General features: G+C 30.5%; 21 protein-coding genes and 1 pseudogene. 5 read left to right on the top strand and 17 right to left on the bottom strand.

Annotated features, from left to right (window positions below):
* Window positions 1–4: 4 nt before the first annotated feature.
* On the bottom strand, window positions 5–394 hold the full coding sequence (locus tag ACS3UD_RS14595; protein WP_308138915.1) for a GrdX family protein: 390 nt from the start codon (window positions 392–394) through the stop codon (window positions 5–7).
* Window positions 395–628: 234 nt separating this feature from the next.
* Between ACS3UD_RS14595 and ACS3UD_RS14590 the strand changes: the two genes are divergently transcribed.
* Window positions 629–1,993 (top strand): sigma-54 interaction domain-containing protein, encoded by a 1,365-nt coding sequence (locus tag ACS3UD_RS14590; protein WP_308138916.1) that lies wholly within the window; start codon window positions 629–631, stop codon window positions 1,991–1,993.
* 51 nt (window positions 1,994–2,044) lie between these two features.
* Here ACS3UD_RS14590 and ACS3UD_RS14585 read toward each other — a convergent pair whose 3' ends face one another.
* A complete protein-coding gene (locus ACS3UD_RS14585; protein WP_308138917.1) occupies window positions 2,045–4,129 on the bottom strand; it encodes a stalk domain-containing protein in 2,085 nt (694 codons plus the stop codon).
* A 165-nt stretch (window positions 4,130–4,294) separates the two neighbouring features.
* Entirely contained in the window at window positions 4,295–6,226 is a 1,932-nt protein-coding gene (locus ACS3UD_RS14580) for a flavocytochrome c (protein WP_308138918.1), read from the bottom strand.
* A 167-nt stretch (window positions 6,227–6,393) separates the two neighbouring features.
* Here ACS3UD_RS14580 and ACS3UD_RS14575 point away from each other — a divergent pair, with 167 nt between their 5' ends.
* Entirely contained in the window at window positions 6,394–6,879 is a 486-nt protein-coding gene (locus ACS3UD_RS14575; protein ID WP_440977689.1) for a TetR/AcrR family transcriptional regulator, read from the top strand.
* Between the two features lie 68 nt (window positions 6,880–6,947).
* Here the strand turns inward: ACS3UD_RS14575 and ACS3UD_RS14570 are convergent, their stop codons facing one another.
* The 3 genes from ACS3UD_RS14570 to ACS3UD_RS14560 all read right to left on the bottom strand — a co-directional run bounded on the left by ACS3UD_RS14570 (window position 6,948) and on the right by ACS3UD_RS14560 (window position 9,085).
* Window positions 6,948–7,475 carry a superoxide dismutase family protein gene (locus ACS3UD_RS14570; RefSeq protein WP_374049896.1) on the bottom strand — a complete coding sequence of 176 codons (528 nt, stop codon included), beginning with the start codon at window positions 7,473–7,475 and terminating at the stop codon, window positions 6,948–6,950.
* 163 nt (window positions 7,476–7,638) lie between these two features.
* Window positions 7,639–8,565: a substrate-binding domain-containing protein gene (locus ACS3UD_RS14565; protein ID WP_308138920.1), complete on the bottom strand. Its 927-nt coding sequence runs from the start codon at window positions 8,563–8,565 to the stop codon at window positions 7,639–7,641.
* Window positions 8,566–8,656: 91 nt separating this feature from the next.
* Window positions 8,657–9,085 (bottom strand): EAL domain-containing protein, encoded by a 429-nt coding sequence (locus tag ACS3UD_RS14560; RefSeq protein ID WP_308138921.1) that lies wholly within the window; start codon window positions 9,083–9,085, stop codon window positions 8,657–8,659.
* 225 nt (window positions 9,086–9,310) lie between these two features.
* Between ACS3UD_RS14560 and ACS3UD_RS14555 the strand changes: the two genes are divergently transcribed.
* A complete protein-coding gene (locus tag ACS3UD_RS14555; protein ID WP_308138922.1) occupies window positions 9,311–11,095 on the top strand; it encodes a methyl-accepting chemotaxis protein in 1,785 nt (594 codons plus the stop codon).
* A gap of 144 nt (window positions 11,096–11,239) precedes the next feature.
* On the opposite strand, the gene ACS3UD_RS14550 is transcribed toward ACS3UD_RS14555, so the two are convergent.
* The 3 genes from ACS3UD_RS14550 to ACS3UD_RS14540 form a co-directional block, all read right to left on the bottom strand.
* Window positions 11,240–11,554, bottom strand: a complete 315-nt coding sequence (locus ACS3UD_RS14550) for a DUF5362 family protein (RefSeq protein ID WP_308138923.1) — start codon at window positions 11,552–11,554, stop codon at window positions 11,240–11,242.
* A gap of 195 nt (window positions 11,555–11,749) precedes the next feature.
* A complete protein-coding gene (locus ACS3UD_RS14545) occupies window positions 11,750–12,682 on the bottom strand; it encodes an NAD(P)H-hydrate dehydratase (RefSeq protein WP_308138924.1) in 933 nt (310 codons plus the stop codon).
* Window positions 12,683–12,835: 153 nt separating this feature from the next.
* Complete coding sequence (locus ACS3UD_RS14540) at window positions 12,836–13,687, bottom strand: hypothetical protein (RefSeq protein WP_308138925.1); 852 nt, start codon at window positions 13,685–13,687, stop codon at window positions 12,836–12,838.
* Between the two features lie 352 nt (window positions 13,688–14,039).
* Between ACS3UD_RS14540 and ACS3UD_RS14535 the strand changes: the two are divergent.
* Window positions 14,040–14,176: pseudogene (locus tag ACS3UD_RS14535) on the top strand (IS3 family transposase); the annotation flags it as partial.
* 154 nt (window positions 14,177–14,330) lie between these two features.
* Here the strand turns inward: ACS3UD_RS14535 and ACS3UD_RS14530 are convergent.
* The 8 genes from ACS3UD_RS14530 to ACS3UD_RS14495 all read right to left on the bottom strand — a co-directional run bounded on the left by ACS3UD_RS14530 (window position 14,331) and on the right by ACS3UD_RS14495 (window position 22,609).
* A complete protein-coding gene (locus ACS3UD_RS14530; protein ID WP_308138926.1) occupies window positions 14,331–14,564 on the bottom strand; it encodes an SHOCT domain-containing protein in 234 nt (77 codons plus the stop codon).
* A 350-nt stretch (window positions 14,565–14,914) separates the two neighbouring features.
* Window positions 14,915–15,262: a four-helix bundle copper-binding protein gene (locus ACS3UD_RS14525; RefSeq protein ID WP_308138927.1), complete on the bottom strand. Its 348-nt coding sequence runs from the start codon at window positions 15,260–15,262 to the stop codon at window positions 14,915–14,917.
* 332 nt (window positions 15,263–15,594) lie between these two features.
* Window positions 15,595–15,732: an LDCC motif putative metal-binding protein gene (locus ACS3UD_RS14520; RefSeq protein ID WP_308138928.1), complete on the bottom strand. Its 138-nt coding sequence runs from the start codon at window positions 15,730–15,732 to the stop codon at window positions 15,595–15,597.
* Window positions 15,733–16,174: 442 nt separating this feature from the next.
* Window positions 16,175–17,185 (bottom strand): hypothetical protein, encoded by a 1,011-nt coding sequence (locus tag ACS3UD_RS14515; protein WP_308138929.1) that lies wholly within the window; start codon window positions 17,183–17,185, stop codon window positions 16,175–16,177.
* Between the two features lie 994 nt (window positions 17,186–18,179).
* On the bottom strand, window positions 18,180–18,704 hold the full coding sequence (locus ACS3UD_RS14510) for a VanZ family protein (RefSeq protein WP_440977688.1): 525 nt from the start codon (window positions 18,702–18,704) through the stop codon (window positions 18,180–18,182).
* A 10-nt stretch (window positions 18,705–18,714) separates the two neighbouring features.
* Entirely contained in the window at window positions 18,715–19,719 is a 1,005-nt protein-coding gene (locus tag ACS3UD_RS14505; protein WP_308138931.1) for a hypothetical protein, read from the bottom strand.
* Window positions 19,720–19,737: 18 nt separating this feature from the next.
* Window positions 19,738–19,878, bottom strand: a complete 141-nt coding sequence (locus ACS3UD_RS14500) for a hypothetical protein (RefSeq protein WP_308138932.1) — start codon at window positions 19,876–19,878, stop codon at window positions 19,738–19,740.
* A gap of 688 nt (window positions 19,879–20,566) precedes the next feature.
* The gene (locus tag ACS3UD_RS14495) at window positions 20,567–22,609 is read right to left on the bottom strand and encodes a CYTH domain-containing protein (protein ID WP_308138933.1); all 2,043 of its coding nucleotides are present in this window, start codon (window positions 22,607–22,609) and stop codon (window positions 20,567–20,569) included.
* A gap of 686 nt (window positions 22,610–23,295) precedes the next feature.
* Here ACS3UD_RS14495 and ACS3UD_RS14490 point away from each other — a divergent pair.
* Window positions 23,296–25,320: a hypothetical protein gene (locus ACS3UD_RS14490; RefSeq protein WP_308138934.1), complete on the top strand. Its 2,025-nt coding sequence runs from the start codon at window positions 23,296–23,298 to the stop codon at window positions 25,318–25,320.

Raw genomic sequence — 25,320 nt, 5'->3', positions numbered from 1 at the left:
TCATTTATATAACATTAAACATAGGGTTTTTTACCACGTTTTCAATTAAAGACAAATCAACTGTTTTAAAATCATCTTTTATTTTTTCATTCCAAAGAGGCGTCTGTTTGAATTTTAAAAATTTTTTGGACGCTTCAATACTGTTTTCAATCAGGACGACAGATTCATAATCGGTTTTTTTATTACCGCTCACAATTATGGATTTGTATGGCGTTTGGTTTGGCTTTAGGCTTCCTGACATGGGATGGGTTAGAAGCTTGCATCCGGTATGTATTAAATCCCGTGTCATTTCTAGAACATCCATGTAATTTCCATTTTCCATGTAAATTACTTCACAAAAACTATAATATTTTTTGAACACCTTAGAATTGTTTGTTATTATAATTTTATTCATGTGCCTTCTCCTCTTATATTTACTTCTACAATATTGTTAAGCAATATACGTACCAACTCTTCTGTTAGGTATAAATATTTTTTTGGTATTGAAATTTCAATATAGATAAATATCATGACAGAATATTGTTTGCTATGATTTTAACAATTTTAAAACAACAGTGAAGTTTTGTTCTTGACTACGAAAGTATTTTCTTATATTATTAAAATAAGCATGTATATAGGAGGGATTCCGATGAAGGATATTAAAATTTTGATAATGGGAAAAAACAAGCACTATATTGATGCCATCATTTCATCAGTTGCAAAATTAACTAATAATATTAATTTTGCTGACAATGCGGAAAACGCATTCATTGAACTGTCAAACCTGTCATATGATTTTTTTATTACTGATTTATCGCCATTTAATAAAGAATATACAATCAGCTGCTTTACAGATGCTTTTTCTCAAACAGATTTAATTATAGTTTCTTCTACTCCGTCATACATTGAGGAAAGCTATGCCTTAAAAGGCGGAGCTAAAGAATATATAGATATAAAAAACGGTATTGAAACTCTCCATAAAACACTCGCAGATTTACATAAAAACAAGAAAGACAAAGAAAAATTAAAAGAAAATTTGTTAAATACATATATGATGGCCAGCAATAACGACAGTTATAATAAAATGCTTCTGCAATGTGAAAAAGTGGCAAAATCTAAGGCAAATGTACTGTTAATAGGTGAATCGGGAACCGGAAAAGAGGTTGCAGCCAGGTATATACACCTCTGCAGCAACCGATCAGCAAATAACTTTACAGCGGTAAACTGCAGTTCTTTTACAGAATCGCTTTTGGAATCAGAACTGTTCGGTTATGAGCAGGGTTCCTTTACAGGTGCTGTAAAATCCAAGCAAGGTAAATTTGAACTGGCTGATAATGGTACCTTATTTTTAGATGAGGTGGGCGAAATAAATTTGTCCACTCAGGTAAAGCTTTTGAGAGTACTTGAAACAAAAAAAGTTGAACGTCTGGGAAGCAATAAAGAAAAGCTTATAGACTTCAGACTTATATCCGCAACAAATAAAGACTTAACAAACGAGGTTTTGGCTAATAATTTCAGAGAAGATTTTTTTTACAGGATAAGTTCAATTGTTATAAGAGTCCCTTCTCTGAGAGAGCGGAAAGAAGATTTAAATGAATTAATAAAATTCTTGTTGAAAAAATCTCAAAAAGAAAATGAAATTGTAATAAATTATATTGAGCCCGAAGCAGAAAAATTTTTGCATTCTTATGATTATCCCGGAAATATAAGAGAGTTAAAGAGTATCATAGACAGAATGGTTGTGCTGTCCAACGACGGTGTTATAACCAAGGATGGAATTCCTATTATGTTCGATATACGTAAAAAATCTAATAAATTAACTGATGATATTCAAGATTTTACAAGCTATGATAAAGTAATTACCTTGCAGGATTTCAAAAATAAAGCTGAGTCGGAATATCTGCAGTGGGTTTTAGATCAGACAGGCGGCAATGTAGCGGAAGCTTCAAGGCAATTAAGTATAAGCTCAAGACAGCTGTTCAATAAAATCAATAAATATGATTTAAAAAAATAACAGATAAAAACTCCTGGAGAGTTTTTATCTGTCTATTAATTATCAAATTATTTATATACCTACTTTATCAAGTTCTTTCAGATTATATCTGTTTATTATGTCAATAAGCTTAATCGCATAGGATGAATCTGTAGCATAACCACACCTTCTCAGCGCCCAGGCGCCCTCGGTGCTGTCAAACATAACCGCTCTGAAAGGCGCATACCTTTCTTTTGTTAAAAGAAGTTCATTATGATCATTCCAGCTTTCTTTAACATTATTGTATGCTCTGAATTCAGCATCTACTCTAAATGAAACGCCGTTGTATTCCTCCCACGTGTTTGACGTTACAGAACCGGCTGAAGCTGTTCCTTTTACACCAAAAAGATTGTTTGACAACTGTCCGGTATATTTGTCTACCGGAACGCTCTGTCCCCATCCTGTTTCAAGAATAGCCTGAGCGGTTTGCAGTGCAGCTGACATACCTGTATTATTTTTGGTTTCTACAGCTAAGTCTGAAGCAAAATCAAGGAATTGATCTTTTGCCACAATCGGAAGTGCCGTATATATTTTTTCCGTATAGATTGTAAATTTTACATCTTCTGTTTTCAAAACTGCTCCGTTATAAACCGCTTCAGCCCTCAGACTCCAAGATCCTGAGTCCGTAACTCCTGGAGTATATGATTGTCCCGAAAGCACCTTGCTCACACCTGTCTTCAAGTTAGTTAAAATATACTTAACATCACTTAAAGCTACATTACTTTTTACATTGAGATTGAAAGTATCGGTAACAACCTGACCCGGTCCTACACTTTGTAAAAACAGTTTAGGTGTACCTGCAACATTTACCTTAACCTTGCTGCTTTCATATACGTTGCCTGCAGTATCCTTAACTCTTACGTAAAGTTCCTTGGCTCCAGCCATTTCAGGTCCAGGAAACCATGTATAGCTTCCGTATCCGGCTTTATAAAGAACCGTCTCTTCTCCCGTAACAGAATCCACCAATATGTACTCTGTCTCTGAAACATTAAAGTTTCTTGAGGCCCTAAGAGTAACCGAACCATCAACAGACTGGCCTGAGGTAACTCCTCCAAGATACAAATACCTGTCAACATCAACCTTTACATTGACATAATCCCCGTAATATGGCGTTTTGTCCATATCATAAGCAATTACTCTCAAAGACATATTTCCGTTATCTTCCATAACGGGAATCATTGTAAATCCTCCTAAAGGATCCAATTGAGGTGAAATATAGTACGCTCCTGTATCCGGATTAATTATTTCATATTGAACATATGCAGCAGAGAAATTCAGTTCTGCATTAAGTGGTACACTATCAGCTGTAACCAATTCTCCCTCAGCAAGACCTGTTAATTTTATTTTAGGAGATATGTTTACATTTACATTAATTGCATCTCCCGCAAGAAAATTTCCGTTTTTATCATAAATAGCTGCTACAAGAATTTTATCTCCTTCATCTTCCATTGAAGGAATCCATTGGTATGATGAATTTAATTCGCTTCCTTTCGCAACAATGAATCCCTTTTTCGTATCCGCATCCAAAAGCAAGTACCTTATCTCTGAAGATCCGCTTACCAAACTGCTTCCAACGTCTGCTTTAAGGCTTGTTGTCCCGCTTATAACTTGTCCCGCTTTAACAGATGATATGTTAACATCAAAAAAAGATTCTATTTCAGATTTTTCAGAAGAATCAATTACAACCGTCCTTTTTTCATCGTTCCATTCAATGCCTACCCCCAAAGCATTGCTTACAAGTCTTATAGGCACGAAGGTGCGGTCATCTTTTATTATTGGCGCAACATCACTTAATTTATAAATTTTTTCTGTATCATTAACGTATTCAATTAAGTGGCTGTCTATAGTAAGTTCAACTTGCATGTCATCTTTTGATATATGTACCGTTCTGCTGTCATTGTCCCATGTCACCACTGCATCTAATTCTTCCGCTATAACTCTTAGAGGAACCAGTGTTCTGTCATTTTTTATAAAGGCTTCCGGTTCGGCCTTAATTTCTTTCCCGTCAATCATAAACTTAATTGGACTCTGGGCATACACATTGGGGTTAATATTAGCGAGCGTTGCAATCATTAAAATTAAAATGACTGCTTTCCAATTAAATATCTTTTTCTTCATTTGTTCACCTCTTTTTTCATTTTTCTACATTATATCATATAATATGTTAAGTGTTTATTACATAATCATTAATATATAAACCGATAAATATAAAAGCTCTCTCGCAATGTGAGAGAGCTTTATAGGATGAAAATCAATCAAGATTTCTATTATATTTTTTAATTGTTATTTTGCCAAAGCAGCACTTTCTCCTGCAATTTTACCAAATACGGTAATATCTGCCAATGCATTTCCGCCAAGCCTGTTGCTTCCGTGAATACCGCCTGTAACTTCACCGGCAGCATACAATCCTTTAATTATCTGTCCGTCAGAACCTATAACTTGTGACAGTTCATTTATTTCTACTCCGCCCATTGTATGGTGAACAGTCGGAACTCTTGCACCGGCATAGTATGGGGCAGTATCAATCTTATCAGCATATAATGTTCTACCGAACGGATCTTCAGTTGTACCATCTACTGCCTGATTGAAAGTCTCTACTGCAGCAGTAAGATTTTTTTCATCAACTCCTATAAGCTCAGCAAGCCCTTCTAATGTATCTGATTTGTATGCCCTGCCTGCCTCAACCAAGCTGTCTATGCTTTCATTGAAATTATTTATTGTATCTCCTGTAGGATACGAGTGCTTGTCAACTATTACCCACATATTAGCATCTGTCTGCTCCATAAGAGCCTTAGTCATAACGTCTCTTCTTTCACCTTCATCTACAAATCTGTTTCCTTCTTTATTTACAAATATACGGTTTTGAACTCCCTGTTCAATATTTCCGCTTAAGCTTCCTGTAACAGGATCTCCCATCGGAAGAAGCTGAATATGTTCCATTCCCAATATCGAAGCGTTAATTTCTTCAGCCATAATGATTCCGTCTCCGGTTGCTCCTGTATGGTTTGTAGTTTTAATATCTTTTAAAGAAGGCCATAAAGTATTATACTGCTCACGCATCTCAACATTTGCACCAAATCCTCCTGCTGCAAGGACAACTCCTTTATTTGCATGAAGTGTTACTTTTCCTCCATTCCTGTCAGCATATACGCCTTTAACTACTCCACCCTCAACTATAAATTCTTCTGCCTTTGTTTCAACGAGAATTTCAATGTCGTTACTGTTTTCTTCAATATAATTCATATAGGTCTCAATATATCCTGTTCCCAATGGTTTTTCAGGCTTATGTGCACGTGACCAGAGCCCTCCCAAGACAGTAAATACATAATCCTTGAATTTCATTCCAAGACTTTCAAGCCATTCAACAGCAGGAAGAGAGTTGTCCGCAAGTATGCCTATCAACTTGGTACTTCCCAGCTTATCTCCTCCATTATATGTCTGAAGCTTGTGCAATGTAGGTGAGTCAAACAGCTGTGTACTACCGGAGTCTTTATATTCTTCCCATTCTTTCTTTAATGTTTCTTGCCATTGTTTTACTTCAAGGTCTGTTTGATCTGCATTTATTATGCCTTCAACAGTTTGTTTCTCAAGGTCAGTCATCGTTAATGATGCTTGCCTGTTGGGATCTGCTCCATTATAAGCTGATCCTGAAATAATTGTATTTCCACCTACCTGAGGCATTTTTTCGATAACAATTACAGAGGCACCGTTCTGATGGGCTGACACTGCAGCAGCAAGCCCTGCACCACCTCCGCCAATAACGATAACATCGGCTGTCTTATCTATATCCTCTGCTGTTTCGTTTTTTTCTAACTCTTTGCTCTTTAACATTTCAATATCGGCCCCTGCTTTTTCAAGAGCAGCTGCTATTGCAGACAGTATTCCTTTGCTTGAATAAGTTGCACCGGATACCATTGGTATGTTAAGAGATGTGTTTCCTTTTACTTCCATCACAATCTTTTCTACCGCTTTATCTCCTAATCCGGAGGTTTCTGTATGATCTACCGTTATATCTGTTATTTCTGTTTCCGTTACTGTTACAGATGCCTTTATTGTTCCATGGAAGCCTTCTGCTTCCCCCTCGTAAGTTCCGGGAGTGAAAACAGCTTCACTCTTATCTGCATCGTCTTTATCAATCGTACCCGATGCACATGCCACTAAACTTAAAATCATAGATAATGCTAAGATAATACTTATTACTTTTTTAAATTTCATATTTCCCTCCTGATTAAAAATTTCATTAAATGCATTCATTGAATGCATTCATTATAATATATAGTTTGTTATTTATCAAGCAATTTTTTATTTATATTTTTTGTTATATTTATTTAATTATGTTATAATATCTACTGATATCTTTTACTAATTTCAGGAGGTTCAAAGTGAACAGCCGTTCAATTCAAGATATTGCTAAAGCTGCAAATGTTTCTGTAGGATTATTCTATAATTATTATAAATCAAAAAATGATATTCTTCTTCAGCAATACGTAAAGGCTGATGAGATATTTAACGAATTTGTGAGCAATGGAATTAAAGGATGTACAAGCAAGGAAAAAATTAAAAACTATATGCTTTTTTATATAGAATTTGTTGAAGAACAACCATTCGATTTTATCAAAATTCTTTATAACAACAGTAACACTTTATTTATAAAAGAAGGAAGAGCAATGCAGACCCTTCTCAACCCAATTATTGAGGAAGCAATTGATGCCGGAGAAATTACTGTTCCAATGAAGGTAAATGAAATTAATGAATATCTGTATCAAGGTATGAGAGGCTTAATTTTTCATTGGTGTCTTTACAACGGCAGCTTTGATATATATAAAAGAGCAGAAAAATACCTCGATCTGATGATAAAAGCTCTATAGAACGTCCATTTAATAAAACAAAAGGCACCTAGGGTGCCTTCTTTCGAATTGTAAATAAAGCATTATAATTACAGCAGAGGGTGAATCACTCCGCAGGCTATCCTGTTTCCGGATGCCCCTGAAGGCTGAGTTCTGTAATCATCCGGATTCTTGTGAACTATAACTGACTTTCCTATAACATCCTGGACTTTAAACTTATCCGTAAAAAAAGCCATTCTTGCATATCCATTATTTGAAAATATAACCGGGAAATCACCTGCATGATTTCCATGTGGTTGATTTGTAGGATTCCAATGTCCTCCGGCCGCGCCAAACGGTTCACCTGATTCGCCTGGTTGACACATTCCATATTCATGGATATGAAATCCAAACGGCCCTACAGGAGCATCATTTCCTGAAGCAGGTTTATATATCGGTAACCCTACAAATTCAGCGAACACTTCTGTACCGCCGGGAACATCTGTAAAAATTATCATCCCATGAATATTTGGTGCCTCTTGGCTTCCGGATACATATGCTATCGCACTGCTGTACTGGCTATTGTTTAAATATCCATAGTTCTTCGAGCAAACGTATCTATTATTATAACAATCCATTTTGACCTCCAATCTATTTAGTACTTTATTTTATGGATTTTTATATAAATAGTTACATACGCAACTGTCATCCTCCTTTTTACATGCTAGAAGAAAATTTTTCAGCATATAAAAAAGCAACCAGCCTATAGCTGATTGCTTTTTTGCTCTTGGAGGGATTTTATTATTCTACCTCTGACCATTTCGTTATTTCGCCTGTATATACTTTTGTAATATCTTCTGATGATAAATCAGAAATTGGGTTTTCATTGTTAACTATAACTGCTATACCGTCCATTGCAAGTACATGCTCGTTAAGTTGAGATTTTTCTTCATCTTTAAGTTCTCTTGAACTCATTCCTATATCATAGCTTCCGTCAATAGCTGCCTTGATTCCCTGAGATGATCCGTTTGACTGCATTTCGAATGAAACATTTGGGTTAAGTTCTTTGTAAACTTCTTGAAGTTTTTCCATAAGTGGTGTAACTGAAGTCGAACCAGCAATTTTGATTGTTCCTGACATATTTGAAGCAGTGTATTCAACAGGGTCTGAAACTGATGAAATGTAGTGTTTTTCTTCAACTATCTGCTGACCTTGAACAGATTCAGTAAAGCTTATAAAATCTTTAACTAAATCACTCTCTTCTCCCTTTGTAACAAGTAAAAATGGTCTTGCTACTGCATATTCACCGTTTTTAATGTTATCAATGGTAGGTTCAACTCCATCAACATTTAATGCTTTAATTCTTTCACTTACAGATCCTAATGAAATATATCCGATACCGTATTCGTCTCCCTCTACAGCTGTTATTACTTTATCTGTTCCGTCAAATTCCAGAGCTCCAACAACCAGTTTGTCTATCTCTGTGTCTCCTTCTTTAACTTTAATTTTCATAAGTTCATGAAATGCACCTCTTGTTCCGGAAGCAGCATCTCTTGCAATTACTGTTATATCCTTATCAGTATCAAAACTCGGTGCCTGCTCTTCTTCTTGTTGTCCTGCAGGCTGCTCATTGTTAGGTACCTGTGTCTCAGTCTTAGCGCATCCTACAAATGCCAAAGACATCACTAATACTGCTGAAACTATCGATAATATTTTTTTTACGTTCATTTAATATTTTCTCCTTCATAAATTTTCTTTATTCACTATATCGCCGGTTAGTAAAAAAGTAATCAGCGCAATGTAAATGATTTGTAAGTTTTTAATAAACTTTCAAAATATTCATTATCAAAAATCTTAACGTATTATTTAGTTTGCGAAATTTAATGGGATCTATACTGTATTGCATCAAAAATTCCCTTGTAAAACCTCTCTTAAAACTCTCATCATTCATTGTGTATGGGTTTACATTAATAAATAGTTTTTTGTTGTACGGTGGAACCATGTGGACAAATGCAGCCTCCAGAGCTTTTGTCCTGCATAACAGTTCCAGCTGCCACAAACAGTTATGTTTTGCTGCTTCGGTAAAGAGTTGATCCGGATTTTTTATTGAATCCTTGCAAGTTATTCTGCTCAACGCCTCATGCCCAAAAATACTGCCGTCCCTTAGCGATACTATAGGCTGGAATACTGTTTTTATTAGCTTATTATCAATTATGTAATTCAAATCTTCCTGAATTTTCTGTGACATCTTGTCAACTCCTAGCAATTGTTTCGGATGAACTTAATGCTACTCTATTGAAATCATAATTTTGATAAATAATTGAAATTTCTTTGTAAATTAAAAGTAAATTTCTCAAAAATAATTTATATAGAACATTGTAAATAATACAAACCGTTTACAAAATTTTTATGTACTGATTACCTAAGCAAATTATATTGAAAGTGTTTTTATAATATTATAAAGGAGACAATTATGTTCAAAAAGGTATTTAAGATAATCAATAAAAAAATAATAAATGCTCTTTCTTCCGTTTCAAATTTTTTTAAATTTAAGACAGACAGCTTAATCTCTAGGAAAAAAATACAGTACGGAAAAAATTCTTTTGCCAATATGAAACTGGGAACTAAGCTGGAGGTTTCCTTTGCAGTAATTATAATCCTATTTATAATTCCAATTTCCGTAAGTATGTTAAAATATAATGAAACTGTTAAACTATTAAAAAAAGCTAATGATGTTACTATTCCCGAGGTATATTACGCATCTTCTGTATCTAATAATCTAAAAATAATTGAAAAAAATTTATATGCATCAACACTGACAGACAACAAGGCAAAAAAGGATGATTACATAAAAGAAAGCCAAGATTTGTACGACGAAGCCGTAAAAAATCTTGAAAACCTCAAAGTTTTTTTAAACAGTGATACAAAAAATATAAATGATATACTTAAAGCTTTGGAAGAAGAGGCTAAAATAAGAGATGCCGTAATGACAAGTAAGTACAAAAGTGACGCATCTAGAATGATTTTTAATTCTTATGATCCAATTATCATTAAAATAAACTCAAACCTTGATTTGATAACTGAAAAAATAAATGCTGAACTGCAGGAGAACGCCGAAGAATCTGACAAAGCATCAAAGTTTACCTTAATACTGACAATAGCCACAACAACAGCAGTAGTAGTTCTTGGATGGATAATTTCAAAATCCATAGCAGGCAGCATTGTAAAACCTATAATGCAAATAGAAGATTTTGCAATGTCATTGTCAGAGGGAAACCTAGACTGTGAAATAGAGTATGAATCAGATAATGAAATAGGCCGATTAGCTGAAGACTTAAGAAAATCCTCATGTTCCCTGGCATTATATATAAATGAAATTGATTATGCCATGAAGCAATTATCAGAAGGTAATTTAGATATAACGACAAGCGGAAATTTTAAAGGTGATTTCAAAAAAATAGGACAATCCATTGATGCATCAGTAAGCCTTTTATCAGATACTCTCAAGGGAATAAGCCAGCTGTCATCAGAAGTCTCTTTAAGGTCAGGCCAATTATTAACAAATTCTCAAACCATCTCAAAAGGAGCGGCTGATCAGTCAAGTTCAATAGAGGAATCACAAACAGCAATTGATGAAATATCTGAATATGCAAAAGCTAATACAGAAAACACCCATGATGCAAGAAATACATTGTATAAAATTGATGATGAAATTACCAGCTGCAGCAAAAGTATGAATGAAATGCTGGACACTATGTCTGAAATAAGCAAAAAATCCAGTGATGTAGAAAAATTTATTAAAGTCATTGATAATATAACTTTTCAAACAAACATTTTAGCACTAAACGCTGCAGTTGAAGCAGCACGCGCAGGCGATGCCGGCAAAGGGTTTGCCGTTGTAGCTGGTGAAGTAAGAAGTCTGGCACTAAACAGCTCCGAGGCTGCTAAAAACATTGCCTATATTATTGAAGAAACCTCACAGGCTGTACATAACGGAAACAAACTTGCAAACGAAACAGCTTCATCTCTGTCAAAAATTGTAACAAGCTCAAACGAAGCAACAATTAAGATATCAGAGATTACAAAAGCTTCCGAAGAACAGCTGTCAGCCATAAAAGAAATAAAATCAGGAATAGACCATATTTCAACCATAGTTCTGGCAAATTCCAATGCAGCTGAGCAGTCTTACGCTGACAGCAGTGAACTGTCCCTAAGATCTCAAAAGCTGCATAATATGTTAAGTAAATTTGCATTGTAAAATAAAACAGCTCATTAAGAAATAGATCAATAATATTCCTTCAATGAGCTGTTTACCTCATTTATTTATACTATCATTTCATAGCAATTATACCAATTTCATTAATTGATTAAAGCACTGTTCCAAACAAAGCAAAAACATCCATTAGTACACTCTTAATATAATCTCAACTATAAAACTAACCACCATTAGCAGTCCCTGAAGCTTGAAATATGATGCCAGCTTTGAAATCATATAACTTACTTGAACCGAAGAATCATCAACATTTGAAAATATTGCTTCATCAGCATGCTTTTTAACTTTTAATAATTTAGAGCCCAAAATTATTTGTATAATACCGGGCACAGATCCTATAAGGAATGCAAATAAGCCTGCAATTGCAGCAATAATACCAAAAATAATGTATATTACGCCTATAATACCCGTCCATTTACTCAATTCTTGCAAATCTTGGTTCATAATATTTCTTAGTAAGGTATCAGCAAGAAGCTGTACTCACTAATTCTCACCCCCTGCATATTTTTATTGCGTGCTTTACTTCAGTTTTTAATAGCAAAGCAGAGTATAAAAGCGTTTCATTATACCATAATTTACCTGATAGTTGCAAGGATTTAAAAATGCCAACTTAGTTAACTGGCATTTTCCTTAATGATACTATTGAATTATTTTTATTATAGCTTCAGGTAAGTATTTAATAATATCACCTGCAGTTAACGAATATTCCCCCAAGCACTCTGCTCCCATATCTCCGGCCATACCATGCAAGTAAACAGCAGCTCTGAGTGCATTTTTTATCTCTATTTGCTGTCCTATTAATGAAGCAATTATTCCCGTCAGTACATCTCCGCTGCCGGCTGTTGCCATTCCAGGGTTTCCAGTAGTATTAATAAATGCTTCACCATCTGGACATGCAATTACTGTACGTGCGCCCTTTAACACAAGAAATACATTATATTTTTGTGAAAACTCGGAAGATTTTTCGATTATATCATTACTTAAATAGCTAATATCATTTTTTAACAATCTTGCCATTTCCCCGTAGTGCGGCGTCAAAACAACAAGCTGCTCGTGACCTAACAGTTTATTTAAGTCAAGCTTATTTATTCCCTCGGCGTCAATAACCAACGGCTTTAAGCAATTACTCAAAAGATAATTCAGTATTCCGTCATAATTAATTATATTACTGCAACCCGAACCTGTTGCCACTACATCAGAATAAGCAATTATCTCTTGTTTAAGCTTTTCAAAAGAAAAATCGTGTGCATTATAAGTACATGTTATTGCTTCTAATGCCATGGACTCAACTACACAATATATTTCATCCGGTATAAAAGCTTTAACCAAGCCTGAGCCGCATTTAAGTGCAGCATTAAGATTAAGAACCGCCGCACCTGCCATTCCCTTAGAACCGGAGATGAATCCCACTTTGCCATATGTTCCCTTGTGAGAATTTCTGCAACGTTTCTTAATAATACCTTTAATATCATTTAGTTCGGTCAAATGTACAAAATTGTTATCATTAAATTCCACAATCGGAATTTTATCTGTATTGCCTAGAATGAAATTATCTAAATTTTTTTTAATCATATTTCACCTGTAAACTTAACTTGATTATATTTATTTGCTAAAAAAATAATGCCACAGAACTCTAATTTTTATAACAGCATTGTTTTACCAATATAGCTCCCAATTACTTAGGAACTTTTGCGTATTTACAAATTTTACCAAGTTTTCTTATCATTATTCTAAGGTCATAGCTTCTTTAACAAAATCAATAGTCACCCAGTTTTCTTCTGTCCATCTTTTGTTTATGCCATTTATATAGGTAAACTCTTCATACTTTTCAGAATCTATCGATAATTCAACTATAATACCTACATATGAGTTTATATCTGCCCGATCTGTTAAATTTGTTTCAATAATTTCTTTTATTAAATCTATATCGTCTTTGCCTAATTTTTCATTAGTTATAATTTTAAACATTATGGCATATCCCTTAAAAGGTTTTACTGTAACTATATTGAGATTTCTATTTAATTCTTTACTAATTTTATTCATGACATTTAATGAATAGTCATCATTATAATTTCTAGAATCTATATTAATTGACATATTTTCATAATATTCAAAATTATTCGAGTTAAAATCATATTCGTCGTAGATTAAAAGCTTATCGATAGTAAAAATCCTTAGGACACACGAGTCATATTTCACCCTTTTATTATATAAATCTCCATATGGAATTGGATAGGAACCATATTGCTTTAATACTAAAATTTTTGTAAAATAAAGTTCTATATTTTTTATATCATTAGCATTTAAATTATCGTTAAAGTAAACATTAATATTCAATTTATCGTCAACGAGATAACAAAGGCTGTTATCAATATTTTCTATTTGAAAAAATGTCTTAAATATATTTACTGCATTTTCATCTACTATATAAATTTTATCATTTTCTTCGGTAGTATCAAAGTAGTTACTAGGGGTTTGTATTTCATTAAACATTAATGATTTTTTTGAATCATTGCAAGAAGTAAAAATTATAATTATCATTAAACCAAAAATTAATTGTGTATATTTTTTATACATAATACCTCCTTACAAAATTAGAAAATTAAATACCAGTCAGTAACATTGAGTCTTTGCATTATAATGCCATAGTATTGCAGTTAAGCCTTATAATTAAGGATACTATATAAATTATACATTTTCAAATTATAATTTACAAATACTATAATTTTCGAGTTTTGGATCGGCTATAATAAACTGGACAGAAATTTTAAGGTCATGTACAATCAGAATATAATAAACAAGGAGCATGACCATGCCAGAATCAAAAAACAGAAAACAACGTCGTACTTTTACTACAGAATTTAAAAGCCAAATAGTACTGTTATATCAAAACGGTAAAAGAAAATGCGATATAATAAGTGAATATGATATTAGAGTCGGCAAAAGCTGGAACTATATATGTGTGCTTATGACCTTTTTAATCGTAAAATAATTGGTTATAGTGCTGGCCGAAATAAAGATGCAGATTTAGTAGCAAGAGCTTTTGCCACAGTTAAAGCAAACCTGTACCCTAAAGCCCCTATTAACAAAACAAATATTAAAAACAAAATATTATATCTGTTAGATAAAATTTTTTTCATAATAAAGCACCTCTTCCATTTTAATTCAACAAAAAATTAATGCCTTTACGGTGGCATTAATTTTTTATAAACTAATTATATTATTTTCTTAATTGTGTTTTTTTCTGATTGTATTCTTCTTCAGTTATTTCTCCTCTGGCATATCTTTCATTTAAAATATTTAAAGCATTGTTATTTGAACGGCCATTAGTCTTAGTTGATAGCTGAAAATAATTAATCAGAGCTACAATTCCTAATACCGTTAATACAACTGCGCCTATCATTATGAACCAGCCCCACCCATAGCCCATCATTCCATATCCATATCCCATCATAGTACCAACTCCATTTGATTATTATTTTTATACTTAACACCAATTTTAAAAATTATGAATAACTATTTTCTTCAAAATATCACTTTTTAGATTAGTAACCTCGAAGAACTTGTGAAGCAAAGTTATTATTTATATAAAGTGCTTTTTTGTTACTATTTATTATCATTAATTTTTAAATTTCTAAATTCAATAACTTTATATATAATTTCAATAAACAGTTAAGATTATTCAAAAATTAAATTTTAAATATTGTCAAATATAAATACCCCTTAAGAAGTTATGAAATATAAAAACAGTATTCGGTAAATAATTATTGAATACTGTTTTTGATATAACCTCTTTTTTACTGATTAAACTAATGCACCAGCCATTTTTCTGCATTCATCTGCACACATACGGCAAATATCTGCACACTTCTTGCAATGATCATCTTTAAACATAGCGCATTCTTCAGCGCATTTATCACAAATTTTAGCACACACATTACAATGTTCTGATGTAAAGCTACCCACCATTGACATTGTTGCAGCAGACATTTGACACATCATAGCGCATTCTACCAGAATTTTAACACAGTTCTTTCTTGCATTTAAATCCGGTTCATTTAAACATGCATTAAAGCATTCAAAGCATGCTTGTGCACATTTATTACATGCATCTATGCATGACTGCATATGATTATTTGTTACTATACCCATCGATATTTATCCTTTCTTTTATATTTTTAATATAAAAGTATTATTTGAAATTCTTTGGTTTTTATACTTACGATTTATCTAATTTAAGATATTCACAAGTATATTTTATTTACCTTCTCACTAATCTTGACTATTTCAATCACCTAACAACATAAGCATCATTACATCATCATAATAGGAGGAAGCTACTATCTTGTTCTAAAGATTTGTAAGATTTGGACATCAAGTAGCGGATACAGTTTTACATAAAGTAAGTCCTGTTAAATTGTCCATATTAAGATTTTTCTTTAATAACTTATTAGAATTTTTTAATATGTGATATTTTTTTCACCTCATTTCTTATTACTAGTATTAGCTTGTGTTGTATTTTTCGGTTTATTTAAATCACAGCAATCCATTCTACCTGTTCCAAAAGTTTTTTTATTCTCTTCTGCCAATCTGTCAAGCCAATTTTTAATGAATTTAAACATTAAAACCACTCCTTTCTATTTTTATATTATTTTTTATAAAATACTAATTATTTCATCAACTTTTTCATCATTTCTATCCTCTTTAATTGCTTCTTTTGACAATGATAAATATGTTGTTTTAAAATCAATACATTTGATTACTTTAATAGTGATTATGCTGCTATTAATTTAACTGTATGAATAGTATTCACTATAACAATATTTTTAATAATATCTTCTAACATATATCTCGCAAATTCAATTTTTACAGTCACTTTTGTAACGAGTTTTGTATAATATTTGTAACAAAAAAGCATGTAATTTATTAAAAATTTACATGCTTTTTTGCGTTAAATTAGTTCGTATAATTTGAATTATGCCTAATAATTCAAATACAGATTGGAATTTAATATTGAATACAATACAGAATACAAATATAAATATAAATCAAGTAGCTGTTCACTTAATTCAATGTACTAAAACGAACAACATATACCGGTTCATTGTTGTTATAAAACACAACAACATTGTGATTGCGTTCCATACTTAATTGATTTGGTTTAAGCGAAGTCATTTGTAAAAACACATCAACACTACCCGTATTATCAACTAATTTAGCGCTTAAGTACTTATCCTTGTTTGGCATTAAATAGTTTGAGTTAATATTCATTAATGCTGTTGGTACTTTTTTATTTTCTTTAATATTTTTCAATTGACCTTTAATAACAAAGTGTTGTGATACAATATCTGATTTATTTTCAACCGGTATGTCTTCTTTTACTGACTCTTTCATTTCTACTATAGTACTGTTATATATATTAATATTATCAATTTCGGCAGTATTTTTCCAAGCTTCATTTCTCGAATTTAAATAAGTTTCATATCCTTCATCAGGAATAATTAGCATGGATATAGTTTGATTATTTTTACTTACTCTTAAATGGTCATTACCTACCCTTTTGTTCCAAAAAAAGCTATTATTATAATTTTTTTCATCAAGATAATAATCAAGCAATTTATCTAATTCTTTATCTAATTCTTTTTTATTTCCATAGAATATACCAGCGAGTTCAAATTGTTTTGATAGCTCATTATAAAAAAAATCATTAACTTGTTCTGATGATAATGTTTTTGGTAAATACCAAGACAAGTTTAGAACCTTATGATTATCTCTATCTTGAGAACTAATTCCAAATGTTATATTATCATCATTTCTTAAAGTTGCTATATTTATTGTAACATTATTTAATGCTGGAACATTTATTGAATCATCAATAGTATTGCTATCTACTATAACCATATCTATTCCCTGTTCAGCCAATACCTTTTCTATATCTTCAGTTTTCAAAGGAAATTGATATTGATAATCATTTATGGGATTTGTTCCGAAGGCAATAACTATACCTACTACAATAACAATTACGGCTACAACCCAAAATGATACCTTCTTAAAAATATTATTGTTTATATTCATTGCTTCCCCCTCACTATTTTGGATACTTTATTTAATATTTTTTAGATACCAAAGCTTCATTAAATTCTACTAATTTTATTTGTTCGTTTTTAGCTAATTCAACTAAATCCTGTGCTTCTGCATATACAAGAATACCGTAATATTTTACAGTTGGATATAATATTACTTATCCGTCGTAATACAACATACCATAATTGTAACTTTTTTACAATTTAAAAGCAAATTTTAAGCAGCATATTTTTTTCAAATTCTCCACGAGAGACTACATAAAGATTTTGAAGTATCAATTATAAGAAACGAAATTGGCAAAAAGGAGAATATGCTATTCAACAATCTTGCACAATTGGTACGCCTCTTTCTGATATTAATTTAAATTAGAATTAAAAACACAAAAGACACCAACCCTTTACAGTCAGTGCCTCTCATCAAGTGGTTAATTACATATTGCTTACTTTTTCATGGTCATGTGCTTCTTTATATTTTAAGCGAGTAGCTTTACCTCCCCGAATCTTAGGGGGTAAAATGGTATTAATACTATGTGTAAATTTCAATATTTTCATAGAATTCCATACATTTTTATTAATACCGTTTTATACTGTTCTCTACAAAAATTTGCCCAGAATTTGCCCGAAGCTATTTTAGAATATATACAAATATTGTAATATTATTCCTCAATTATATTTTTTAAAAGCTTAGAACATATTCTTACTTGTTAAACCTTTATCTTAATTCCTCAATTAGTTCATTAAAAGGTCTTCCTTTAACATTGCCAGAATAACGATTGTAGTTTCCTCACCATTTAATAAAGTATGAAATAAATATACCGGTTGTAAGAATCCTTTAGAATCAATCATGTAATCTAATATTACTTTAGTTATATCAATTTTCTTAATATTAATGGATGAATTACTTAACTTAAATTTTCCAGTTTTTAATTTATCATAAGCTTCTACTTCACTAATAATTTCTATATCTTTTTCTTTTTTATAAGTAACTAAATTATTAGATATATACTTAATATCGCCATCGCTGTAATATGTACAAGACTAAATTCCATCGACCAAAGAATCATCTCTACTTTCCAAATCCACAGTCCACTCATAACTTCCTGCATCTGATGAAATATGCTTAACCTATTGTTCTTTTGTTTGCGCAACATTTCAGTAGCGCTCATTTTAATAATATATCCAATGGCTGTTCCTAAAATGTTATTAAAAATATCATCTATATCAAAAATACCAAATTCAGTTAAATACTGTAAGCATTCAATTATTAATGTAATGATAAGACCCACAAATAAGGTCCATAGTATATTATTAAATTTCTTATGAATAATAGGCAAAAAAATTCCTAGTGGAACAAATAATAATATATTCAGAATAATAAACTGCCAATTCCTTTGATTAAAGGAGTTCCAGGCTTCTATATATGTACTTATAAAGTGGAAATTTACATTTCCGTAAATACCAGACCTCCTATTTAAAAAAGTAACTCCTATAACCATAATTATATATCTCATAAACAATGTACTAATAATTACTTGTCTTAATTTCACTTTGGATAATAACACAGTATGGTTCTGGTGCATCTATTATTCTAACAATATGAAACCTACACTTTGATAATTCACTTTCTGACAAAGGCGTAGGCATAATATAAACTGGTAATTTGCCTGTTTCATCCACTAACCATCCTTTTTGATATAAATCTACATTAGCTGGATATCCGTGATAAAATGCACTTGGATTTATATCATCATCATTGATGCATAGGTTTTCAAGATATCCTGATATGAGAAAATCACCAGATGGTGTAGAATTTAAAATATCAACTTCAGATACAGTATATACTGCCTCTTCTTTCTTATATAATTTAATTTTTCCTTGAGTTTTATAATCAAATGCCAGTGCCACCGGATCAAAGAAAGTCACACTATAAGGTATATATTGATTAAAAGCAGAATGCCACGTAAACTCCACATGACAAAAAATATCATTTTGTCTTCCCCACCAATTAATATGATTTAAATGTTGACCATTTTTTTTGTATTTATTAAAATATGTCATACATTCTTCTCTCAAACTTTCAATTGCCTCTTGCTCAAGAAGAAGTTCTCCTGCCAATGACCATATTAATGGTAAGTCTTCATTTCGGAACCTATCATATTGCTCTTGAGTTATAGCATCTTCTATTGGTAAAAATTTGTATCCAAATGTAAAATCGCCATATTTGCCTGTACTGTAGTTAAGATTTAATGTACATACAATTAAATTCCTATGGTAGTTAATGTGATGAATAGCTATTATATCATTATCTTCTTTTTGTGATGAAAAACTCGACACAAGTCCTCCAATCCCCCAATTCAAGTTCACCTTTTGCATTACCATCAAAAGCTCTTCTTCGTTGGGTGGGAAAGTATAGTGTTCAATAAAAGAAAGATACTCTTCTTCAGTAATATTAGTTTCAGTCCCACAAGCAGAGCATACACAAGTTAAAATTATAATAAAAAACAGCAGTTTTTTCACATATTTCACTCTCCATCCTCCAATGCGTTAATAATATTTTGATAACTTATTAAATCTATATATTTCAAAATTGCAGTTTAAGTCTATAAGATTTCTCTCAACTAAATGGTATATCTTTTCCAAAAAAAACTCTTCATCATCACATATCCCTATCCTATAGTAATTCAATATTTCCCTCCCCTATATAAATTCCAAAAGATAATACTACATTCAATTATAATTTAATTATACAACTTGGTCAACTTAACAAACAATTATAACAAACAAGGGATAAATTAATTATATAGATAAAATTAAATACTATAATGTATACAATATGCAATTTTCGACATCTATTTAAAAATACTTTTTTTAAAATTTGCCCAGACAGGATAAAAACGCATATTATAAATAAAAAAAATTTAGTGTATTTAACTTATATTTGTGTTGAAGTCAAAAAATACAAAAGACACTAACCTATTTCAGTCAGTGCCTCTCATCAAGTGGTTAATTACATATTGCTTACTTTTTCATGGTCATGTGCTTCTTTATATTTTAAGCGAGTAGCTTTACCTCCCCAAATAATAGGATGTAATATGTAATTAACACTTTATTGTTATTTCAATGTGTTTAAGGCAATGCATCTTTATTGAATAACTACATTTTATACCATTTTATAATAAAAAATGTCCCAAAAATATCCTAACCTTTTATAGAACGCAGACCTAAAAAATTCTTTAGTCTTAAAAATGAAAAATAAACTTTAACTTATTTCATTCTACTAATTTTGTTTTTCTCTTTGCCATAAAAATAGCCTTCTATGATTCCTTATTTAATCATAGAAAGCCATTTCATCAATTTCTATAATTTTTTCAACTCATATACTCTCTAATAATGACATTCCTCTTTTATATTTAGAAATATCAGAAATTTTTAGCTCTTTGATTTCTCTCTCCATTTCATCAGTTAATATCTTTAAATTAACTCGATGTTGATATTCAGATTTCAATTCTATTTCTATTTGAAAATCTTCTACTCCTTCATCATTCATGTTTTCACAATATCTGACGTTATCATAAACCATTTCAAATTTAATGTCATCATGCTCCATTATTATTGGTACTCTAAAATTTTTGATTATAATGCTTGGTTTCAAATCACTAATTGAACTCAATTCAATTATATGTTCTTTTATAAAGTCAACATCTAAATCGTCTTTTCCCTTAACTATTTTCTTAAATTCAAACCTTTCGCTCTGAGAAGAATCTGTATCACTATTCATTGGTACTGGTATTTTAATTGTTAACTCATATTTTTCATTCTTTTCGCGAATTCTTAATGTATAATCATTTCTTTTCAGTTGCAAGTCTTCCGTATCATAGTAATAATCAATTTGATTTTTCTCATCCAATTTTTTTACCACATAAAATTCTTGATTATTAATAAATTTATCAACTTCTTTAAAAACAGACTTGGAATTTAAAATATATTTTTTCTCTATTTCAATCGTATTTCGTAAATCATAATTATTTAGAATCATTTTTAAATCTTCTATAAGTTCACACATATTTTCAATCGGCATTTTCCTTAAAATATTATAATTAATAAAAATAATATTTTTATCATCTTTCCAAATTATAGAATCCCCTTCCAACTTATTAAAAATAATTGATACTTGAGATAAATCGCTAATAATACCGTTGCTTTGACGAATCCAAATATTTTCTTTGTTTTTTTTATATGCAGAAAATCCTGGTTTATTCTCAATCCAAAAATATTCTTCTCTTAAATCTATAATATTATACCCATATTGCTTAAATAATTTCATTATATCCGTTTTCAACATTTGTAAATATTTATCACTATTATCTAATGCGTCTACCTTCTTTGCTTTACTCCGTGTCATAAGCGAATTGCATAATTGTTTCAAAATTACATCATCTTCATTCCTCCATACAGAAAAAGCATATTGAAAAAGTGAATCATCCATTTCTACGTAGTCCTTAACCGTAATTTCACATTTAAATAATTTTCTTATCAGTTCAGGGCAATAATTCAATTTTTTCTGGCCAAATAATTCATATGCCCTACTTAATATCTTTTTAATAAGCTGTTCCATTTGGATTTTAAAGTCATGGTAATATACAACTTTTTGCATTTGATATCTAGCTAGAATATACGTTTCTATATCTTGTACATATTTTTCTGGCACGCAAACATAATATTTATCATCTTGCACAGTTATTTCTAACGAAGTAATAATTCTTTGAATATCAATATTACCAAAGGTAACACCACACTGCATACTATCCCTTAATAAATAATCCATTCTATCTGCATCTAACTGGCTGCTAATTAAAGATGATAAAACATTAAACATATCTACTTTTTCTAGTATATAAACATCTTCTTCTTTTTTTATTTTCTTTTGGTTGCTAATCAATTCTATGACTTTCTCAGGAATATCTTCTCCGAAGTTCTTTACTATAGCTTTATTTACATTGCTATCTTTTGATTCTATGATTCTTTTCGTCCATTCCTCATGTTTTATATTATCGTGTATTTGAGGCAAAATACCCTCAAAAGCATGTGAGAAGGGGCCATGCCCTAAATCATGTAATAATGCAGCTAATAGAATGATATTTTCTTCATTTTTCGTAATATTAATATGTAAAGTTTCAAAGTTCTCTCTAAAGTGAATAATCATTTGTGTCATAATGTAAAATGTACCTATAGAATGTGAAAATCTAGTATGGTCAGCACTAGGAAAAACCATATTTGCAATTGATAATTGCTTAATTCTTCTCAATCTTTGGAATTCTAGAGTATCTATTACCTCTAAAAACTCATTCGGAATAAATATATCCCCATGAACAACATCTCTAATAATTTTACCCTTTCTATTGAACCTATTAATCATTAATATATCACTCCTCAATATATTTTTTCTGCAATTAAAAATTTATCATATACTTTATTTTAACAATATACCTTCTAATAATACTATATATGAATTCCTTTATCTAAATCCAACTTCTAACGTTTTCAGTATGCGGCCTATCTTTTTAAATCAAACACTTCCACTCTGTTTACATTACTGATAATTTATTCCTTAATTAAATATCCACATCATCATCCAAACATTTGCTCGTTTTTAAGTATATCACGTTCTTTTCATACTTACAATATATTCCCATAATGAAATAAATTTCCACATAGCTTTTCACAGTTTATCCACAAGGAAAACAATTTTCAAATAAACTTGCTATTTTTCTTTCCTGATATGTTTTTATTTTATCTACTTTTCAAGAACGGGGTTTATCTGCAATGTATTTTATTTACTGTTTTTTGGTTAATAAAAATACTAATTGAATACTTGTTGATTACTTAAATTATTATAAAAGGTATAGTTTAAGTACAGAAATTATCCTTTATTATTTACTTTTAATGAACTATAGTATAAAATTAATAAAAAATCTTTTATTGCTAATCATAAAGACATTTGTAAAATGAAAATATATTGTTTAGCAAATGTTTACATTTTACTTTTTTTGGTATATAATATTATTTATTATTAATATTTTAATATTATATGAGGTTGGTATTATGGGGAATAAAACAATTCAAATAGCGGATACTATTCATGGTTCTGTTAAACTCAATTCACTCGAGAAACAGGTTATATCTACACCAATATTTAACAGACTGCACAATATATCTCAAAATTCTACTGCTTATTTAACTTATCCTACTAATAGAACAAAACGATTTGAACATTCAATAGGGACTATGCAACTTTGTGGTAATATGTTTATGTCTAGTGTTGCTAACACAAAAGAAGAAATTATAGATAATTTTTTTGTTACTATCGAAAGTATAATTGATGAACAGATTAACACATCATTAGATAAATATACAAACTATAAAATTAAAATAGGCGATAGAAATTTTGATAAGTCAAAAATTATAAAATATAAAAAAGCAAAAATTAATGAAGAATATAATAAATACATCCCTATTAACGTTAAAGATACCCATAAAAATTTATATATAATTTTATTTCAAGCTATTAGATTAAGCGCATTACTTCATGATGTTGGTCATCCTCCATTTAGCCATATTACAGAATTTGCATTAAAAGATGTTTGGAATGATATCATCGAAATTGATGAAGAGACTAGAAATAAAAGACAAAAAGAATATGTTTCAATAATGAAAAAATATTTTGATACACGACAAGATTTACATGAACAAATTGGGAATAAAATTACAAGTAAGGTTATTAATGATATTATTGAAAACTTAACCGAGGAACAATCAAAAGACACTACATTACTTGAACAACAATTGTTTAAAGTAATAGTAGCTGAAATAACTTCTGCAATATTAGAAGAAAAGAAACCAATTTTTTCTGATTTACATAGAATAATTGATGGCACTCTTGATGGGGACAGATTAGATTATGTTAGTAGAGATCCATTAAATTCAGGATTAAATGTTGGTTGTATTGAATATGATAGAATAATAGAAAGTATGAAATTAGTTAAAGAAGGGGATAACTATTTATTTTCACCTTCAACTAAAAGCATTGATACTATTGAAGATTTTTTTAATAGAAGATGGAAATTATACAAACAGATTGTTTATCATCACAGAGTAATAAAAACAGACTTTTTATTACAGGATTGTATTAAGGAACTTGCTAAATCATATTTAAATGTAGATGATTCTAAATCCAAAGATGAAAACAGTCCATGTGAGAATGTTAAGATTTTAGATTATAATATTTCAAGTATATGGAAAGCTATAGAAGATAAGCCTTCATATTTCTACTTTTTTAATAGATTAATACAATGGGATGATGGTTGGTTAATGGCCATTTTAAAAAAACATTATTTTGATGAATATTCAGAAAATTTCGAAAATAATATATCTTATAAATTGGAAGAATTACTTTCTAATAAAAAATATTATTACTCACTTATAAAAAGAACCGAAGATTTTATAAATATAGATAAGGCTGTAGCCATATCAATGCAAAAGGAATATCATAAAATAAATAGATTAATTAATGAAATTGATAAAAAACAAAAAGAAGATAAAAATATTAAAGTCCCTTTAGACAAAATATTGAAATATGCGTCAGAATTAGAAGAAACAATTAAAAATGCCTCATATGAATCTCCTTTACCAAATGATGGATTCATATTAAGGAAAATCGATAAAGTATATTCCAATTTATTTAATGATGACTGGTTGTCAGATATAATTTTAAATTGTGTAAATAAGATGAAAAAAGATACTACTTATAATATAAAAGATGCATTTGTGGTAATAAAAAAGGTAAAAGTTGGAATTAATGGCGGAAAAAATGCAAAGCAAGGTGGACTAGGAGTTTATACCTCAGTTGGTGAGTACTTTGAAGTGAAAAGTTTCTTAGATTTATCTAATGTTGGAAAAAGTATTACTATGGAAATGAATTTAATGCCATTGTTTTATCTATATGTATTTAAAAATAATGGACATGAATATATGGATTTTAATAAAATAAAAATTGAATTAGGTACTATGATTGGTGATGATGTAGCATCAGTGATTATAGGAGAATTAACTAAATTAATGAAAATTTAA

Origin of the sequence: Sedimentibacter sp. LTW-03 (assembly GCF_052059825.1) — a bacterium.
Taxonomy (GTDB): domain Bacteria; phylum Bacillota; class Clostridia; order Tissierellales; family Sedimentibacteraceae; genus Sedimentibacter.
This window is presented reverse-complemented; position numbering and strand designations above follow the sequence as displayed.

Bases quoted from the DNA above. Each gene is read 5' to 3' on its own strand.
- ACS3UD_RS14495 (WP_308138933.1), bottom strand. From the start codon at position 22,609: ATGATTAATAGGTTCAATAGAAAGGGTAAAATTATTAGAGATGTTGTT.
- ACS3UD_RS14565 (WP_308138920.1), bottom strand. From the start codon at position 8,565: ATGAACGTAAAAAAAATATTATCGATAGTTTCAGCAGTATTAGTGATG.
- ACS3UD_RS14580 (WP_308138918.1), bottom strand. From the start codon at position 6,226: ATGAAATTTAAAAAAGTAATAAGTATTATCTTAGCATTATCTATGATT.
- ACS3UD_RS14560 (WP_308138921.1), bottom strand. From the start codon at position 9,085: ATGTCACAGAAAATTCAGGAAGATTTGAATTACATAATTGATAATAAG.
- ACS3UD_RS14595 (WP_308138915.1), bottom strand. From the start codon at position 394: ATGAATAAAATTATAATAACAAACAATTCTAAGGTGTTCAAAAAATAT.
- ACS3UD_RS14540 (WP_308138925.1), bottom strand. From the start codon at position 13,687: ATGTATAAAAAATATACACAATTAATTTTTGGTTTAATGATAATTATA.
- ACS3UD_RS14515 (WP_308138929.1), bottom strand. From the start codon at position 17,185: ATGAATATAAACAATAATATTTTTAAGAAGGTATCATTTTGGGTTGTA.
- ACS3UD_RS14525 (WP_308138927.1), bottom strand. From the start codon at position 15,262: ATGGGTATAGTAACAAATAATCATATGCAGTCATGCATAGATGCATGT.
- ACS3UD_RS14530 (WP_308138926.1), bottom strand. From the start codon at position 14,564: ATGATGGGATATGGATATGGAATGATGGGCTATGGGTGGGGCTGGTTC.
- ACS3UD_RS14545 (WP_308138924.1), bottom strand. From the start codon at position 12,682: ATGATTAAAAAAAATTTAGATAATTTCATTCTAGGCAATACAGATAAA.
- ACS3UD_RS14570 (WP_374049896.1), bottom strand. From the start codon at position 7,475: ATGGATTGTTATAATAATAGATACGTTTGCTCGAAGAACTATGGATAT.
- ACS3UD_RS14550 (WP_308138923.1), bottom strand. From the start codon at position 11,554: ATGAACCAAGATTTGCAAGAATTGAGTAAATGGACGGGTATTATAGGC.
- ACS3UD_RS14510 (WP_440977688.1), bottom strand. From the start codon at position 18,704: ATGAGATATATAATTATGGTTATAGGAGTTACTTTTTTAAATAGGAGG.
- ACS3UD_RS14555 (WP_308138922.1), top strand. From the start codon at position 9,311: ATGTTCAAAAAGGTATTTAAGATAATCAATAAAAAAATAATAAATGCT.
- ACS3UD_RS14585 (WP_308138917.1), bottom strand. From the start codon at position 4,129: ATGAAGAAAAAGATATTTAATTGGAAAGCAGTCATTTTAATTTTAATG.
- ACS3UD_RS14520 (WP_308138928.1), bottom strand. From the start codon at position 15,732: ATGTTTAAATTCATTAAAAATTGGCTTGACAGATTGGCAGAAGAGAAT.
- ACS3UD_RS14590 (WP_308138916.1), top strand. From the start codon at position 629: ATGAAGGATATTAAAATTTTGATAATGGGAAAAAACAAGCACTATATT.
- ACS3UD_RS14490 (WP_308138934.1), top strand. From the start codon at position 23,296: ATGGGGAATAAAACAATTCAAATAGCGGATACTATTCATGGTTCTGTT.